Annotated in this window: 15 protein-coding genes and 1 pseudogene; 7 read left to right on the forward strand and 9 right to left on the reverse strand. The window is 65.6% G+C overall.

What is annotated here, in order from left to right; all coding sequences use genetic code 11:
* Positions 1-19: 19 nt before the first annotated feature.
* The 5 genes and pseudogenes from W823_RS54430 to W823_RS54450 all read left to right on the forward strand — a co-directional run bounded on the left by W823_RS54430 (position 20) and on the right by W823_RS54450 (position 6,597).
* Positions 20-730, forward strand: coding sequence for a TetR/AcrR family transcriptional regulator (locus W823_RS54430; protein WP_031333554.1), 711 nt, complete (start codon positions 20-22; stop codon positions 728-730).
* Entirely contained in the window at positions 727-1,980 is a 1,254-nt protein-coding gene (locus W823_RS54435) for an MFS transporter (protein ID WP_023962900.1), read from the forward strand. Before W823_RS54430 ends, W823_RS54435 begins: the two co-directional genes overlap by 4 nt.
* Complete coding sequence (locus W823_RS54440; RefSeq protein ID WP_023962902.1) at positions 1,977-3,236, forward strand: alanine racemase; 1,260 nt, start codon at positions 1,977-1,979, stop codon at positions 3,234-3,236. Before W823_RS54435 ends, W823_RS54440 begins: the two co-directional genes overlap by 4 nt.
* Positions 3,224-4,534 carry a D-arabinono-1,4-lactone oxidase gene (locus tag W823_RS54445; RefSeq protein WP_031333556.1) on the forward strand — a complete coding sequence of 437 codons (1,311 nt, stop codon included), beginning with the start codon at positions 3,224-3,226 and terminating at the stop codon, positions 4,532-4,534. Before W823_RS54440 ends, W823_RS54445 begins: the two co-directional genes overlap by 13 nt.
* 18 nt (positions 4,535-4,552) lie before the next feature.
* Positions 4,553-6,597: pseudogene (locus tag W823_RS54450) on the forward strand (neutral/alkaline ceramidase).
* Here the strand turns inward: W823_RS54450 and W823_RS54455 are convergent.
* The 5 genes from W823_RS54455 to W823_RS54475 all read right to left on the reverse strand — a co-directional run bounded on the left by W823_RS54455 (position 6,594) and on the right by W823_RS54475 (position 11,328).
* Positions 6,594-7,241, reverse strand: a complete 648-nt coding sequence (locus W823_RS54455; RefSeq protein ID WP_023962906.1) for a hypothetical protein — start codon at positions 7,239-7,241, stop codon at positions 6,594-6,596. The pseudogene W823_RS54450 and the gene W823_RS54455 sit on opposite strands and share 4 nt — an antisense overlap.
* The gene (locus W823_RS54460; protein WP_038254645.1) at positions 7,241-8,842 is read right to left on the reverse strand and encodes a peptide chain release factor 3; all 1,602 of its coding nucleotides are present in this window, start codon (positions 8,840-8,842) and stop codon (positions 7,241-7,243) included. Before W823_RS54460 ends, W823_RS54455 begins: the two co-directional genes overlap by 1 nt.
* Positions 8,843-8,970: 128 nt before the next feature.
* Entirely contained in the window at positions 8,971-9,987 is a 1,017-nt protein-coding gene (locus W823_RS54465; RefSeq protein WP_023962911.1) for a beta-ketoacyl-ACP synthase III, read from the reverse strand.
* 119 nt (positions 9,988-10,106) lie between these two features.
* Positions 10,107-10,697 carry an aminoacyl-tRNA hydrolase gene (pth, locus tag W823_RS54470; RefSeq protein WP_023962913.1) on the reverse strand — a complete coding sequence of 197 codons (591 nt, stop codon included), beginning with the start codon at positions 10,695-10,697 and terminating at the stop codon, positions 10,107-10,109.
* A 25-nt stretch (positions 10,698-10,722) separates the two neighbouring features.
* Positions 10,723-11,328 carry a TetR/AcrR family transcriptional regulator gene (locus W823_RS54475; protein WP_023962915.1) on the reverse strand — a complete coding sequence of 202 codons (606 nt, stop codon included), beginning with the start codon at positions 11,326-11,328 and terminating at the stop codon, positions 10,723-10,725.
* Positions 11,329-11,392: 64 nt separating this feature from the next.
* Between W823_RS54475 and W823_RS54480 the strand changes: the two genes are divergently transcribed.
* The gene (locus tag W823_RS54480) at positions 11,393-12,331 is read left to right on the forward strand and encodes a DMT family transporter (protein WP_161634049.1); all 939 of its coding nucleotides are present in this window, start codon (positions 11,393-11,395) and stop codon (positions 12,329-12,331) included.
* On the opposite strand, the gene W823_RS54485 is transcribed toward W823_RS54480, so the two are convergent.
* Positions 12,332-12,970, reverse strand: a complete 639-nt coding sequence (locus tag W823_RS54485) for a 50S ribosomal protein L25/general stress protein Ctc (RefSeq protein ID WP_023962919.1) — start codon at positions 12,968-12,970, stop codon at positions 12,332-12,334.
* Positions 12,971-13,226: 256 nt separating this feature from the next.
* On the opposite strand from W823_RS54485, the gene W823_RS54490 reads away from it, so the two are divergent.
* On the forward strand, positions 13,227-13,706 hold the full coding sequence (locus W823_RS54490; RefSeq protein WP_038254654.1) for a limonene-1,2-epoxide hydrolase family protein: 480 nt from the start codon (positions 13,227-13,229) through the stop codon (positions 13,704-13,706).
* A gap of 16 nt (positions 13,707-13,722) precedes the next feature.
* On the opposite strand, the gene arsC is transcribed toward W823_RS54490, so the two are convergent.
* Genes arsC through glmU form a run of 3 tightly spaced genes read right to left on the reverse strand, consistent with a single transcriptional unit; the run spans position 13,723 to position 16,549 of the window.
* Positions 13,723-14,061, reverse strand: coding sequence for an arsenate reductase (glutaredoxin) (gene arsC, locus W823_RS54495; RefSeq protein WP_023962926.1), 339 nt, complete (start codon positions 14,059-14,061; stop codon positions 13,723-13,725).
* Positions 14,062-14,069: 8 nt separating this feature from the next.
* Positions 14,070-15,050 (reverse strand): ribose-phosphate diphosphokinase, encoded by a 981-nt coding sequence (locus W823_RS54500; RefSeq protein ID WP_023962927.1) that lies wholly within the window; start codon positions 15,048-15,050, stop codon positions 14,070-14,072.
* Positions 15,047-16,549 carry a bifunctional UDP-N-acetylglucosamine diphosphorylase/glucosamine-1-phosphate N-acetyltransferase GlmU gene (gene glmU / locus W823_RS54505; protein ID WP_023962930.1) on the reverse strand — a complete coding sequence of 501 codons (1,503 nt, stop codon included), beginning with the start codon at positions 16,547-16,549 and terminating at the stop codon, positions 15,047-15,049. The genes W823_RS54500 and glmU overlap by 4 nt, the downstream gene beginning before the upstream one ends.
* Positions 16,550-16,575: the final 26 nt, after the last annotated feature.

Genomic DNA, 16,575 nt, shown 5'->3' on the forward strand with positions numbered 1-16,575 from the left:
AGGGTGGTCCGTGGCGAGGATGTCCGTGGAGACCCGCAGAGATCTGCTGGTCCAGGCCGCTTTCCGGGTGATCGCCGAGCACGGGGTCGAAGCCGCTACCACCCGGCGGATCAGTGCTGCTGCCTCGATGTCACTCGCCAGTTTCCACTACGCGTTCGAATCGCGCGACGAACTACTTGCCGAGTTGGTGGCGCGTGGAACCTCCGACGAACTCGCCACCTTCATCGCGCCCCTGAGTCCTCCGTCGCCGCGCCCCGGGCCTGATTCTGGGCCTGTCGACTCCGGGCCGGACGATTCCGAGCGTCGCACCGAAGGTGCTAGGACCGAGGGTGCTGGGGCCGAACAAGCAGCCGAATGGGTTCTGCCGGCCGACATCGGCGAGCTCCTCAAAGCCGGACTGATGTCGTATCTCGAGAGCATCATTGCCGACCCCGGGCGTGAATCGGCGATGATCACACTGGCGCAATACGCCAGGCGCACAAAAGGTCTCGAACACTTCGCGCAACGCCTCTACGACCGGTACTACGAAATAGCGCAGACGACGCTGGAAGCGGCAGCCGAAGCGATGCATGTCGAATGGGCCACCCCGCCCAGCCATCTCGCACCGCTGGTGGTCGCGGCCACCGATGGTCTGACGTTGGCGTACCTCAACACCGGCAACCGTGAGATCGCAGAGCGGATCATCGATGCCACCGTGACCATGTTGCGTTCACATCTGGTGTCGCCGTGACCATCACGACGCAGCCCAGGGTGTCGAGACGGTGGGTGGCGCTGTTCGCGCTGGCCTGGGTGGGTATCTGGATGGCGCAGCTTGCGCCGTTCCAGTTGGCGCTGCCCGAACAGATCAATGACTGGCTGGGCGTGGGAGACGTACTGCAGCAGAGCAACTGGGAACGAAGCGTCACCACATTCGGAACCATCTCCGGGATGTCGGCGGTGTGCGCTCTGGTGGCGTTTCCGCTCGCCGGCGCCCTGAGTGACCGGACCACCGGACGATTCGGCCGCAGGCGCCCCTGGATCCTCGCCGGCACGGCGGTCTTCGCGGCCGCGCTTGTTCTGCTGGGCCCGCAGCACACCTACTGGGGGCTGGCCCTCTTCTGGTGCCTGGCGCTGACCGGCTTCAGCATGGCCGCAGCGGCACTGACCGCACTGATCAGTGACCAGGTGCCGGTCGAGCAGCGCGGGGTGGTGTCGAGCTGGGTGTCGGCGCCGCAGGCGATCGGCACCATCGCCGGTATCGCTGTGCTCACCGCGGTGGGCGCACACTACGTCGCGGGGTATACCTTGCTGGCGCTGCTGCTCGTCGTGCTCGTTGTGCCCTTTGTCCTTTGGGTTCCTGACCCTCCCGTGCAATCGGTCGCGTCACGACGCCTGAGTGTGGGCGCGCTGTTCGCCGAGCTGTGGATCTCGCCGCGCGAACAACCGGACTTCGGCTGGACACTGCTGGGACGGGTGCTCGTCAACATCGGCAATGCGCTCGGGACATCGCTGTTGTTCTTCTACCTCCAGTTCGGGCTCGAGGTGTCCGAGCCCGAAGAGTCACTGCTGGCTCTCACCGCGGTCTACATGGTGTTCGTCATCGCGTTCGCGGTCGGATCCGGCGCCCTGAGTGACCGGATCGGGAGGCGCAAGCCGTTTGTTCTCGTTGCCGGTGTGCTCCAAGGCGCTGCTGCACTCGTGATCGCGCTGGTTCCGGGCCTCGCCACAACGATCGTCGCGGCCGCGTTGCTGGGTGCGGGATTCGGATGTTTCCTCGCCGTCGACCAAGCGCTGGCCACGCAAGTGCTGCCCGACGCCGACCACTACGGAAAGGATCTGGGGATCATGAACATCGCGATGGCCGTGCCCCAAGCGCTGGGCCCACTGCTCGGGGCCTTCATCGTCCACCTCACGTCCGGGTTCACCGGGCTGTTCGTCGCGTCGGCGTTCTTCGGGATACTCGGCGGTCTGTCGGTGCTCCGGGTCCGGAGTGTGCGATGACCGAGCTCGGACTGGACGGAGCCGTGATGCGACCGGAGTGGCCGTGGGCGGCAGAACCTGAAAGATACTGGCGTGCCATCGATCAGGCAGTGCGCGACCACGGCGCGCCCGACGGGCCGGTGGCAGTACTCGAACTGACGGCGCTACGGCACAACGTGGCAGACCTGCGTGCGCGAGCCGGCGGAGTGCCGATTCGGATCGCCTCCAAATCGTTGCGGGTGCGTTCGGTGATCAGTGAAATCCTGGCCACCGATGGCTTCGCCGGTGTACTGGCCTACGACGTCGCCGAAGCCCATTGGCTCGCCACCGAGGCGGCTGTGACCGACGTACTGGTGGGATATCCGACAGCCAATGCGCATGCGATCGCGAAACTGTCGACGGACCCGGTGGCGGCCGAGAGGGTCACCCTCCTGGTCGATTCGGTGGACCACCTCGACTTCATCGCGCGTGCGGTGCCACCGGGCGCTGCTGACGTCAGGGTCGCCATCGACCTCGACGCGTCCTACTCCTCCCGACTGCTCGGCCACATCGGTGTTCGGCGATCGCCGATTCGCACGGCTGCGCAAGCCAAACGGCTCGCGCACGAGGTGGCTGCGCGGCCTGGTGTGAGGTTGGTCGGAGTGATGTCCTACGAGGCCCAGGTGGCCGGTGTGGGCGATGCAATTCCGCGCAAGCGCCTGCGTAACAAGATGATCACCGAGATGCAGCGGCGGTCGATGGCCGAGTTGATCGATCGGCGGGGGCGGGTGGTCGATGCCCTGCGCACGATCGCGGACCTCGAGTTCGTCAACGCCGGGGGGACCGGTTCGATCGAGGTCACCGCCACCGACCCGTCCATCACGGACATCGCTGCAGGTAGTGGTTTCTTCGGCGGCCACCTGTTCGACAACTATGCCTATTTCAAGCCGGCGCCGGCCATGTCGTTCGGCTTGTCGGTTGTTCGCGTCCCGGCACGGGGCATCGTCACGTGCCTGGGCGGTGGGTGGGTGGCGTCCGGACCGCCGGCCCGGGACCGGTTGCCGCTGCCGGTGTGGCCGGCAGGACTCGACTACCTGCAGCGCGAGGCGGCCGGGGAAGTGCAGACGCCACTGACCGGCAAGGCAGCACAACAGATGCGGGTCGGCGACCGGGTGTGGATGCGGCACACCAAGTCCGGCGAACTGAGTGAACACGTCAACTCGATCCTCGTGGTCGACGGTGGCAAGGTGGTCGGTGAACTGCCGACCTATCGCGGCGAAGGGAAGTGCTTTCTGTGACGGCGGTGTGGCGGAATTGGGGCCGGACGGAATCGGTGAACCCGGCCGAGGTGGTGACGCCACGAGACACCGATGAAGTTGCCGATGTGGTGGCGAGAGCTCGTACCAACGGTGTGACCGTCAAGGCCGTGGGGTCGGGGCACAGCTTCAGTGCCATCGCGATTGCTCCAGAGATTCAGCTGGACATGTCAGGTCAACGCGGACTCGTCGCCGTCGACACGGCCACCGGCCGGGCGACACTGCGAGCGGGCACCACCTTGCGCGAGATCCCCGGTCTTCTCGCGCCGTACGGGTTGGCCATGGCGAACCTCGGCGACGTAGATGCCCAGACGATCTCGGGTGCAACATCAACGGGGACCCATGGCACCGGCCTGCGCCACGGTGGGATCAGCACACAGATCACCGCAGTGCAGTTGGTCACGGGCGAGGGCGACGTCCGCACAGTGAATACCTCGGAGCCTCAACTGCTTTCGGCCGTCGCGCTGGGGCTCGGTGCACTCGGTGTGATCACCGAGGTCACACTGCAGTGTGTACCCGCATTCACCCTGCGCGCCCAGGAAGGTCCGGAGCAGGTGGACGACGTCATCGACTCGTTCCTCGAGAAGGTCGCGCTCCACGACCACTACGAGTTCTACTGGTTCCCGCACACCGGCTTTGCGCTGACGAAGACCAACACCCGGCTTCCCCCTGACACACCCAGGTCCGGCCCGGGCGTGGTCCGACGGTTGCTCGACGACGAGGTCGTGAGCAACGGGCTGTTTCGCGCCACCTGTGAGGTCGGGGCCCGCTTTCCTGCGGCGGTTCCGAGGATCAATTCACTGGCCGGGAACGCGTTGTCGGCTCGGACGTACACGGATACATCGACCAAGGTCTTCGTCTCACCTCGTCGGGTTCGATTCCGGGAGATGGAATACGCGATCCCGCTGGACCGGGTACCGCAGGCGCTGAACGAGGTACGCGACATGATCAACCGGCGAGGGTTCAGGGTCAGTTTCCCGATCGAGGTTCGTGCGGCGGCGGCAGACGACCTCATGCTGTCGACGGCGAGTGGGCGGGACAGTGGGTACGTTGCCGTCCACCGGTATCACGCAGACCCGGTGGACGGTTACTTCGCCGAGGTCGAACGGATCATGGCCGACCACGGTGGGCGCCCCCATTGGGGGAAGATGCACACCCGCGACGCTCGGCACCTCCGGTCGGTGTATCCGCGGTTCGGTGAATTTCTCGGTGTGCGTGAAGATTTCGATCCCGATCGTGTATTTGTCAACCCCTACCTCGCCTCGGTACTCGGCGACTGAACCAACGGATCGGTGACCATGAAGTTCGACGGACCAGAAGTCTCCCGACGCCGCGTTCTCGGCGGCGCCGCCGCGACCACCGTGGCGGTCGGTGCCTCCCGAGTGCTCGGTTCCGCACAAGCGGGGGCCGCACCGGCGCAGACCGGCTATCTCGTGGGAGCCGGACGTGCCGACATGACGGGCGCGGTGGCAGGCCAAGGAATGATGGGCTACTCCCAGCCCCAGCAGGTCGCCGCGGGATTGCACATGCGTTATCACGCAAGGGCATACATCATCGCAGACAGCGCCTCGGGTCAGCGGGTGGTCTTCGTGACGGCTGACTCCTCGTGCGTGTTCGAATCGATCCACATCGGAGTGCTGGCCAAGCTGCGGGCACGGTACGGCGATCTGTACACCGAGAAGAACGTCAACCTCAACGCCACCCACAACCACAACTCGTGTGGCGGGACCGCCTGGGACTACGCGTATACGTTGGCCGCGTTCGGCTTCAAGAAGAACTCCTACGACGCCGAGGTCAACGGAATATTCGCGGCGATCTGCCGCGCACACGACTCGCTTGCACCCGGCACGGTGAAACTGGGGCGAACCGAGCTGCACAATGCGAGCGCGCAGCGCTCAAGAGTCGCCTTCGATCTGAACCCGCCCCAAGACAAGAATGCGTTCCCCGCCGCCATCGACCCAGCAGTGACCGTGCTCCGGCTGGCGCAGGCAGGCAAGGACATCGGCGTGATCACCTGGTTCTCCACGCACGGAACCTCGATCGCCGACCACAATCGCCTGATCACGGTGGACAACAAGGGTTATGCCAGCCACCGATGGGAGAGTGATGAGCCGGGCGTGATCGCGGCGTTCCCGCAGACCAACGCCGGAGACATGACCCCAAACCTCGATCTGGTGCCGTTCAGTCCATCTGGACCCACGGCCGACAACCGGGCCAACTGCGCCATCATCGGTGAGCGGCAATATCAGGCGGGCCGTGAGGCATCCCGCTCTGCCTCGCCGATGACTCGCACCGGGGTGGAATCTGTGGTGCACTACGTCGACTTCTCCGACGTCGCCATCGACGGTACGTACACCCCAGATGGAAAGCCGGCGCGCACCAGCCCGGCGATGATGGGCGCCGGCGCGGTGGCAACCAGCTCGGAGGACAACTTCGAACAGCCCTTGCCGTTCTTCTATGAGGGGCAGGTCAATCCGTTGGTGGCCGCGGTGGGTGGCTCGACGCCGACGTGTCACCATGGGTGCGAGACGTGCAGGCTCCCAAGCTCATCGCGTTTCCTTTGGGGCTGCTGCCACCGTGGCCATGGATACCTCAGATCATGCCGGTCCAGATCATCCGGATAGGCGATCTCGTGCTTGCGGCTGCCCCTGCCGAGTTCACCATCGTCTCAGGGCTCCGGGTACGGCAAGTCGTGGCACACGCCTTGCAGATCTCGGCGGACAACGTACTGCTGCAGGGCTTCGCCAACGGGTACAGCCAGTACGTCACCACCCCGGAAGAGTATGTGTCACAGCAGTACGAGGGTGGGGAGACGCAGTTCGGCCGGTGGACACTGTCGGCGTACATGCAGAGTTTCGACGCCCTCGCCGGGGCCATGGCGAGGGGTTCCGATCTCGGACGGGGACCGGCGCCTCTGAACAAATCCGGCATTCAACCGGATCTCGTGCCGCCTCCACCTTCGGACGTCCCGATCGCGGGGCACCGTTTCGGAGACGTACTGAGGGGTCCTGAGCCTCGTCATCGAGCCGGGAGCACGGTGGCCGTGGAGTTCGTCGGTGCTCACCCCAACAACAATCTGCGTACGTCGGATACCTACGTCGAAGTGCAACAGTGGACGGCCGGCACGTGGGAACGGGTCTACGACGACAACGCATGGTCGACCGAGATGCATTGGGCGCGACCGGCCAGCAGTACCGACACCTCGGTGATCACCGTCCTTTGGAACATTCCTGCCGGGACGTCCGGCAGGTTCCGCATCCGCTACTTCGGCGACTCGAAGAATCCGGCGGGCACGATCACCGGCTTCACCGGTACATCGGCGGCTTTCGACGTCTCGCGCTAGCCCGCGTCCGGAGCGACGGTGAACCAACCCGACACCGCGACCGTCGGCAAGGGTGACGACTGGCTCGGTTCGGGCTCGGTGTCGTCGAGCGGAGCAAAAGGGTTGCCGAAGACGCGAGTTGCGGTCGGGCAGTTGAACTCACCGGCGACGGCGGTGCTGGACAGGGCGGTCACCGTCGTCGCACAGGTGTCGGCCCCGTAGGCGGTCCCGTCGACGACAACCGTGATCCGCGCATTGAGTGCAGTGCGGGTGGTCAGGTCGCCGACGAGCATGTCGATGGTGACGCCGTCGGAACCTTCGTCTTTGAACAGGAACAGCAGACTGTCGATCGGGACCGCCGGATCGGCATTGCCCCACCGCGCGAAGCGATAGCAGCCTTGTTGTGGTTCGGCGCCCGTGATCGCGACCGTGGCCTGGCCTGTGGCGAACGAGAGACTCTGCAGACTGTGATCGATCGGGCCGGCCGGCGGGGTCGATCGGCACTGGTCATCGGCGACTCTGGCGTTCTGCGGGGCCGTCGGCGTCGGCGCGACCGTCGATGAACTCACGGGGTCCTCGGACGAGTTCGACTGGCCACCGCATCCGGCCGTCACCAGAGCGCATGCGGCGACCGCCATCCCGACCCGGTGGAACCGTGACCGCATCAATCTGCCGCCGCCACCAGGGGTTCGAGAGTCAGGTCGCCGTGTTCCTTCTCGATGTACTGCAGGCGCCACTTGTCGCTGACGAGAGCCAGGAGTGCCCCGTCACTGCGGGTGAACACCTCCACCCCTCGCTGCCGGTTCAGTTCGTCCACACTCTCGGCGTCGGTCCGACGGGCCAACTGGTAAGGCAGGCCCTGGAAGCTCGTCTCGACCCCGAACTCGGTCTTCATCCGCGCCGTCACGACCTCGAACTGCATCGGACCGACAGCGGCGAGCACCGGGGAGGCATCGCCGCGAATCTCGTTGCGCAGCACCTGCACAACACCTTCGGAGTCGAGCTGGTCGATGGCCTTGCGGAACTGCTTGTACTTGCCTGCCGATTCGGCACGGCACACCGAGAAGTGTTCGGGGGCAAAGGAGGGGATGGGCGGGAATTGAACCTTCGGACCCGAGTAGAGGGTGTCGCCGGGGGCCAGCGCCATGGCATTGACCAAACCCACCACGTCACCGGGGTAAGCGGTGTCCACCGTCGAGCGGTCTCGGCCGAACACGGCTTGGGCGTATTTGGTGGCAAACGGTTTTCCGGTTTGGGCGTGGGTGACCACCATGCCCCGCTCGAACTCTCCCGAGACGATGCGCATGTAGGCCAGTCGATCTCGATGCGAGGAATCCATGCCCGCCTGCACCTTGAAGACCACGGCGCTGAACGCGTCGGTGACCTCGCGGACCGTGTGATCGATCGCCTCGCGGCCCGTGGGCGGCGGTGCCAACTCGATCAGGGCCTGAAGCAGTTGGCGTACACCGAAATTGAGCACAGCGGAGGCGAAGATCATCGGCGACGTCTGGCCGGCCAGGAACATCTCCTGGTCATGGTCCTGACCCATCTCCGAGAGCAGTTCGCTCTCCTCGACCGCGGTGGTCCAGTCGTCCTCCTCGCGAGCGAGGGCGTCCTCGGGTTCGATGAGCTCTTCGGGTGCGATCGTCGCGCCACCGGCGGTGCGTGTGAAGTGGATGTACTTGCCGGTCCGCCGGTCGAGCAATCCGCGGAAGTCGCCGGCGATGCCGACGGGGAAGTACAGGGGGGTGGGGGTCAGGCCGATGCGGTCGCTGATCTCGTCGATCAGCTCCAGGGGAGTACGTCCCGGCCGGTCCCACTTGTTGACGATGGTGATGATGGGAATGCCGCGGTGGCGACACACCTGGAACAGTTTCAGGGTCTGCGGCTCGAGTCCCTTGGCCGCATCGATGAGCATCACGGCGGCATCGACGGCCGTGAGCACCCGGTAGGTGTCCTCGGAGAAGTCGGCGTGACCGGGCGTGTCGACGAGGTTGATCACATTGACCTCGTCGACACCGCTACCGGTCTTGTCGAGGCGGTAGTTGAACTGCAATGCGGTCGAGCTCACGGAGATACCGCGAGCCTTCTCCATCTCCATCCAGTCCGACACGGTCGAGCGCCTGCCGGCTTTGCCGTGGATGGCGCCCGCTTCGCTGATCATCCGCGCATGCAGGGCCAGCGCCTCGGTCATCGTCGACTTACCGGCATCCGGGTGCGAGATGATCGCGAATGTGCGACGGCGGGCCACCTCGCGGGCCACCACGGCCTTGTTGGCGGTAGGGGTTTCGGCAGGTGTAGCGGTCGGGTCGGAACTCACTCAGAAAAGGCTACAGACCAGCGCGTTCGGGTACCAATCGCCGCCACCGCCAAGCGGCCCGCTCGGTGGAGGTGCTACTCGAACGGGACCGGCGGGAGGGTGACCACCTGCGCGGCGTAGCTGAGGCCGGCGCCGTAACCGAGCAGCAGTGCGGTATCTCCTGGCTTGGCCTTGCCGTTGGACAGCAGGTCTTCCATGGCCAGCGGGATCGAGGCGGCAGAGGTGTTGCCGGTGGTCTCGATGTCGCCGGCGACAACAGCGTCGTCGCGGAGTTTGAGGCCGCGGGCCAGCAGGTCGTTGATCCGTGCGTTCGCCTGGTGTGGGACGAAGACGTCCAGTTCCTGCGCATCGATCTTTGCGGCGTCCAGTGCCCGCTGAGCTGCCTTGCCCATCTCGAATGCCGCCCAGCGGAAGACGCTGGTGCCCTCCATTCGCAGGTAGGGGCGCTGTTTGCGGTCACCCTCGATGAACTCGAGCCAGTCGATGTCCTGGCGGATCGCGTCGTACTGCGAACCGTCGCTGCCCCAGATGACCGGGCCGACGCCCTGGGTTTCGGTGGCACCGAGGACAACGGCGCCGGCGCCGTCACCGAAGATGAAGCAGTTGCCGCGGTCGGTCATATCGAGCGCGATCGACAGCTGCTCGGACCCGATGACAAGGACGTTGGTCGCACTGCCACCGCGGATCATGTCGGCACCGATACCCATCGCGTAGCCGAATCCGGCGCATCCGACGGTGACATCGAAGGCAGGTACGCCGTTCGCGCCGAGCGCGGTGGCAACCGCGGTGCCGGCACCGGGGGTGAGCAGCAGGTGGGTGTTGGTGGCGACGATGACGGCGTCGATGTCCGAACCGCTCAGCAGCGCGTTGGCAATGGCCTTGCGTCCGGAATCGATGGCCATCGTGGTGACGTTCTCGTCCGGCCCGCAGAAGCGCCGGGTCTTGATTCCGGTGCGGGTGTAAATCCATTCATCGCTGGAGTCGATCTTCTCGCAGATCTCTGCGTTGGTGACCACGCGATCCGGCCGATAGGCGCCGATGCCGAGAATCCCGACGTTGTTGATCCCGGTTTTGTCAGCGATGACAGGCATGCGTTCCTCTTTTCATTGCGGCTTCTTCGATGTATCGGTCGGCCGGCGAAGCTTGTAACAGGCTAGCGAGTGCCACCTCACAAATCGAGCTTCTCCAACGCGACGGCGCGGTTGTCAGCTCACCACGCGTGCACGCGGTTCTGAGCGTCTTCCAGGGTGTTCGAGATCAGCAATTCGATCGCGTCGGACGCGTTCTCCAGCAGCAGTGGCACCTCGGTGCGTTCGGACGTCGAGAACGGCTTGAGGACGAAGTCGGCGGGATCCTGACGACCGGGTGGTCGGCCGACTCCGAGCCGGACCCGGAGGTAGTCCTTGCTGCCCACGGCCTGCGAGATGGAGCGAAGGCCGTTGTGGCCACCTTCGCCGCCACCCTGCTTCAGGCGGACCGCTCCGAAGTCGATGTCCAATTCGTCGTGGACCACCACGAGTGTGTGTGGTCCCGAAAACTGCGGACCTGCGGAATAGAAGGCCGCCAACGGCCCGACCTGGCGGCCTGATTCGTTCATGAAGCACGTCGGGACGGCCAGGACAACGGGAGTGTCTGCCAACCGTCCGACCGCGATCTGGGCCCCGGACTTCTTGTGTACCTTGAACTTTTCGCCGAGCTTGTGCGCCACGTGTTGTACCGCCATCGCCCCGACGTTGTGGCGGGTCTTCTCGTAGCGGGTGCCCGGATTGCCCAGGCCGACAATCACGATGCTCTCGGTCACGCGCTCATTCTGTCATCCGCGCCCATCACGACGGTTCGCCCACCGGAGCGTCCAGCAGCACCTGCGCGGTCAGCTTCGCAACCCGTGATGCATCGTCCTGTGCCCCCGCGGTCCGGGCGACGATGCTGCCCTCGTGCAACAACGTCAACTGGCCGGCGAGGAAATGGGGCTCGGGATAGCCGGCTGCGGTACATGTGTGCGCGAACAGGTCACGCACCCACGCCTTCTCCTCGACGATGATCTCGACACCGGGATGGTCGGTTCCGCCGAGTTCGGCATACGCATTGATGAAGCCGCAGCCGCGCACCCACGACGCCATCCATTCGTCGGTGGCGTCGAACACGGCCAGGGCCTGTGCGCGCCCCACCGGAAGGGGACGGATGAAGTCGAGCACGAGGCTGCGCCACCGCAGACTTCGGCGATGTAGATACGCGACGATCAGTCCGTCCTTGGATCCGAACCGGTCGTAGATCGTCTTCTTGGTGGTGCCGGCGGCCTCCGCGATCGAGTCGACACCGACCGCTCGGATGCCGTGGGTGTAGAACAAGGTCCCTGCGGCGTCGAGGATTCGCTCGGCTGCCGGGGTCATGGGCGCCTCGGTCGGTACGTCGAGGACAGCGGGAACGGTCATGGATCTCCTCGGTCGGTGGCTCGGTACACTGCAAGTATACCGACCGGTGTGTTTACCTGTCGGCATGATCAAAGCCTCGACGGTTCTGGTGCTCACGTGGAGCTCGGGTTATCTCGGAGCAGAGCTCGCCGCCCGCTACTCCTCCTGGCACATGCTGCTCAGCTGCCGGTTCGCGGTTGCTGCCATCCTGCTGATCGGATTCTGTGAGGTGAGGCGGCTGCGCATCACCCGCGCAGGCGTGGTGCGACAGGTGGGCCTGGCGATCGTGATGCAGGGTCTGTACCTGGGGGCGATCAGCGCCTCGGTGGGTGCGGGGCTGAGTCCCGGCATCACCGCATTGATCTGTTCACTGCAGCCGTTGGTGGTGGCGGCGTGTGCGGTGCCCGTGCTCGGTCAGCGGATAGGAGCCCGTGAGTGGCTGGGCCTGGCCGTCGGCATAGCGGGTGTCGGACTTGTGGTCGGGGGCAAGATGCACGCCGGCGGCGTTCCCTGGTGGGCTTACCTGCTGTGCACGTTCGGGATGCTCGCCCTGGTCGCGGCCACACTCACCGAGCGGCGACTGCGGCCGCCCGAGCCGATGGCGGCCGCCCTGGCCGTGCAGTGCGTCGTGGGTGCCGTCATCTTCTGGGCTGTGAATGTGGCTGTCGGGGAGGTGATTCCGCCGATGACGTTCGACTTCGCGTGGTCGCTGGGATGGGCCGTTGTCTTTGCGACGTTCGGCGGCTGGGGTGCCTACCTGTGGGTCAATCGGGAGGCCGGACCGATGCACCTGAGCACCCTGCTGCTGCTCGTGCCGCCCACCACCATGGTGATCGCCTGGCCGATGTTCGGCGATCAGCTCGGGGTGTGGGAGGTGACCGGCGTCGTGGTCAGCGCGGCGGGAGTGACCATCAAGCTGCTGGGAACGTCGGCAGGCGCCTCGTCGAGACCGGCGCCGCAGACGACTCCGGCCCGCGACACCGAAGTGCGCGGGCCGGAGACGGCGGAATCCTTGCGGCGCTGACTACTCGCCGGCGGAGTCGCCCTCGGCGGCGGCGGAATCGGTCTCGGCCGGCTCGGAAGCGTCGGTGTCCGACTCGGTCTCGGCCTTCTGAGCCTCGTTGACGGCGATGATCAGCGTCTCGGGATCGGAGATCAGCGTGACGCCCTCGGGCAGCTCGAGCTCGGCCGCGCTGATCGAGTATCCGGCTTCCTTGCCCTCGACCGACACGACGATCTGCTCGGGGATCGACAGCACGTCGGCCTCGATCTCGATGACGCTGGCGTCCTGGGTGACCAGGTTGCCGGGGGCGGCGTCGCCCTCGACAACGATCGCGACCTCGACGGTGACCTTCTCGCCGCGGTTGATCACGACGAGGTCGGCGTGCTCGATGTAGTTGCGGATCGGGTGCACGTCGACCTGCTTGGTCAGTGCCAGCTGGGTCTCGCCCTCGATGTCGAGGTCGATGACGGCGTTGAGACCGTTGTTACGCAGGATCGCGGCGAACTCACGGGCCGGGATGGTGAGGTGCCTGGGCTCGGTGCCGTGGCCGTAGAGCACGGCGGGCACGTTGCCTGCGCGACGGGTGCGACGGGCTGCGCCCTTGCCGCTCTCGGTGCGGATCGAAACGCTCAGATTGCTGGCCTGATTGGCAGTGGCCATGATGGGTGTTCTCCTCGGTGTTACGGGTGGTGGGTCTGTGGGTCACGACAACATCGACAGACAGCCACAGTGCACCCGAAGGGGGAGAACCACGCCGCGCCGATCACGGTGACAATCGAGATCACCCTCGCCGAGACAACGGGTCAGACTATACCGCACCCGTGCCGTGGCTCCGATTCGCGCTGATGGGCGGCGCTGTGACCGGCTCGCCGACTTCGGCGACCACGCCGCGCCACCGGCGGGTAGCGTCGCCGGTATGACAGACGATTTCGACACAGAGACCGACAGATCTGAGGCGGAGATCGCCCGGTCGTTCCTCGAACTGCTCGCCCTCGGCGACCTCGGCGCCGCGATGGAGCTGGTTCACCCCGACATCGACTACACCAACGTGGGCGTCTCGACGATCCGCGGCAAGTCCCGCGTCGCCAAGCTCTTCAAGGTGATGGAGAACCCTCGCGCGGGCTTCGGCGTGCAGTTCATCAACGTCACCACCGACGGTCCCGTGGTGCTGACCGAACGCATCGACGAACTCACCTTCGGCAGGTTCTCGATGCAGTTCTGGGTCTGTGGCCGGTTCGAGATCGTGGATGGCCTGATCACCGTCTGGCGCGACTACTTCGACTTCTTCGACATGACAAAGGGCGTACTTCGCGGCCTGGCCGCCATCGCCGTGCCGCGTCTGCAGCGACCGCTACCGAAGCCCACCCTGACCGCCATCGCGCCGTTCGGCGGTTAGGCGGCCGGCTCTCTTCTCAGAGGATGTCGTCGATCGATTCGACCGGACGCGCGAGCCGCGTGCCCTTGTCGGTCACCACAAACGGCCGCTCGATGAGGATCGGGTTGGTGGCCATCGCATCCAGCAACTCGTCATCGGTCGCGTCGGCGAGATCGAGTTCGTTGTACAGGGACTCGCGCTTGCGAACTGCCTGACGGACCTCGATGCCGGCGTCGGCGATCATCTTCTCCAGGGCGACACGGCTCGGCGGTGTCTCCAGATATTTGACGATCGTCGGCTCGACCCCGCCGTCGCGCATACGCTGCAATGCCTTGCGCGACGTCGAGCACTTGGGGTTGTGGTAGATGGTCGCCACCGGAGTGCCTACGCGCTTCCGTTGAACAGGCTTGTCACCGAACCGTTTTCGAACACCTCACGGATGGTGCGGCCCAGCAGCGGCGCGATCGACAGCACGGTGAGGCTGTCGAACTGCTTTTCCGGCCCGATCGGCAACGTGTCGGTGGCGATGACCTCACGGGCTCCGCAGTTGGCGAGTCGCTCGGCAGCGGGGTCGGAGAAGACGCCGTGTGTGGTCGCGATGATCACGTCGCCTGCGCCGGCGTCCTTGAGGACCTGGACCGCGCCGGCGATGGTGCCGCCGGTGTCGATCATGTCGTCGATCAGCACGCAGGTGCGTCCCGAGACGTCACCGACCACACGGTTGGACTTCACCTGGTTGGGCACCAGGGGGTCGCGTGTCTTGTGGATGAAGGCCAGCGGGGCACCGTCGAGCGAGTCGGCCCACTTCTCGGCGACGCGGACACGTCCGGAGTCGGGGGAGACCACGGTGATGTGTTTGGTGCCGTACTTGTTCTTGACGTACTCCGACAGCTGACCCTGCGCGTGCATGTGGTCGACCGGTCCGTCGAAGAACCCTTGGATCTGGTCGGTGTGCAGGTCGACCGTGATGATGCGGTCGGCGCCCGCGGTCTTCAGCAGATCGGCCACCAGACGAGCCGAAATGGGTTCGCGCCCACGATGTTTCTTGTCCTGACGCGCATACGGGTAGAACGGCAGGATGGCGGTGATGCGCTTGGCCGACCCACGCTTGAGGGCGTCGATCATGATCAGCTGTTCCATCAGGTGCTTGTTCAAGGGATACGGGCAGCTCTGGAGCACAAAAGCATCCGAGCCACGGACCGACTCCTCGAAACGCACGAAGATCTCACCGTTGGCGAAGTCTCTGGCGGTTTGCGGGGTGACCTTGATGTCGAGTTCCCGGGCGACCGCGTCGGCCAGCTCGGGATGTGCACGACCAGAGAACAGCATGAGGCTCTTCTGGTTGTCGGTGGTGGTCCAGGTCACTGATCTTCACTTTCTTGTTGCACGTGATCGGCGACGGTGAGTGCGTCGGCAGCCGCCCGGGCTGCGGGCGTGCCGGGCCGTTTGGCTTGCACCCAACCGTCGATGTTTCGTTGTTTGCCACCGGAGATCGCCAAGGCGCCCGCGGGCACATCCTGCGTCAAGACGGTACCCGCTCCGGTGTAGGCGCCATCACCGACGTTGACCGGTGCGACGAACATCGTGTCGGACCCGGTGCGGCAGTGTGAGCCGACGACGGTCCGGTTCTTGTTCACACCGTCGTAGTTCACAAACACGCTCGAGGCGCCGATGTTGGTGCCCTCGCCGATGGTGGCGTCGCCCACATAGGTCAGGTGGGGCACCTTGGCGCCGGGCCCGATGTCGGCGTTCTTGGTCTCGACGAAGGTTCCGATCTTGCCGCCGTCACCCAGCACGCTGCCGGGTCGCAGGTAGGCGAAGGGGCCGACCTGTGTGTCGGCGCCCACCACCGCGTCGGTCGCGTGGGTTCGGATGATCGACGCGCCGGCCCCCACGGTCACGTTCGCAAGAGTGCTGTCGGGCCCGATCTGTGCCCCGGTCGCGACGTCGGTGGTTCCGAGCAGTTGGGTGCCGGGCGCGATGGTGACGTCCGGCTCGATCGTCACGTCGACGTCGATCCAGGTGGTACCCGGATCGATGATCGTGACGCCGGCCAGCATGTGGCGGGCGAGAACCCGGCGATTGAGTTCGGCGCCCAGGGTGGACAGTTGCAGCCTGTCGTTGCAGCCGGCGACCAGGGCGGCGTCGTCGATGTGCTTGGCGCGCACCACTTTAGAATGCCGGTTGGCGATCTCGATGACATCGGTGAGGTACAGCTCGTGCTGTGCGTTGTCGGGGGACAACTCAGCCAGGGCCCCCATCAGGGTCTGCGCGTCGAAGGCGTAGACGCCCGAGTTGACCTCGGTGATCTCCCGTTGCTGCTCCGTGGCGTCCTTCTGTTCGACGATCGCCGTGACCGCACCGTCCTGGGTTCGCAGAACCCGGCCGTACCCGGTGGGGTCTTCGGCTGTGGACGTGAGCACTGTCACCGCGGCACGGGGCGACGCGGTGTGGTCGCTGATCAGCGCATGAAGTGTCGGTCCGTCGAGCAGGGGGACATCCGCCGCGGTCACCAGCACGGTGCCGTCGAAGCCGTCGGGCAACGCCGACAGTCCGGCGCGCACGGCGTCACCGGTGCCGTTCTGCTGCTCCTGCACCGCCGTCACCACCTGGCGGCCCAACGTGGTGGCGATCTCCGAGCACGCGGTCTCGACCCGGGTGCGGTCGTGGCCGACGACGACCACCAGGTGGTCGGGAGCGATGTCGTCTGCGGCGTGCAACGCGTGGGACAGCAGCGTGCGGCCGGCGATGGTGTGCAGGACTTTCGGGGTCGCGGACTTCATCCGGGTGCCTGCGCCTGCGGCGAGAACCAGAACTGCGGTCGGTCCGGACGACGAAGGCGCGGATGCGGGGGCCGCGGACATAGAACTCCCATGCGGTTGGAAGCGGG

It is taken from the genome of Williamsia sp. D3, assembly GCF_000506245.1.
In the GTDB taxonomy this organism is placed as follows: domain Bacteria; phylum Actinomycetota; class Actinomycetes; order Mycobacteriales; family Mycobacteriaceae; genus Williamsia; species Williamsia muralis.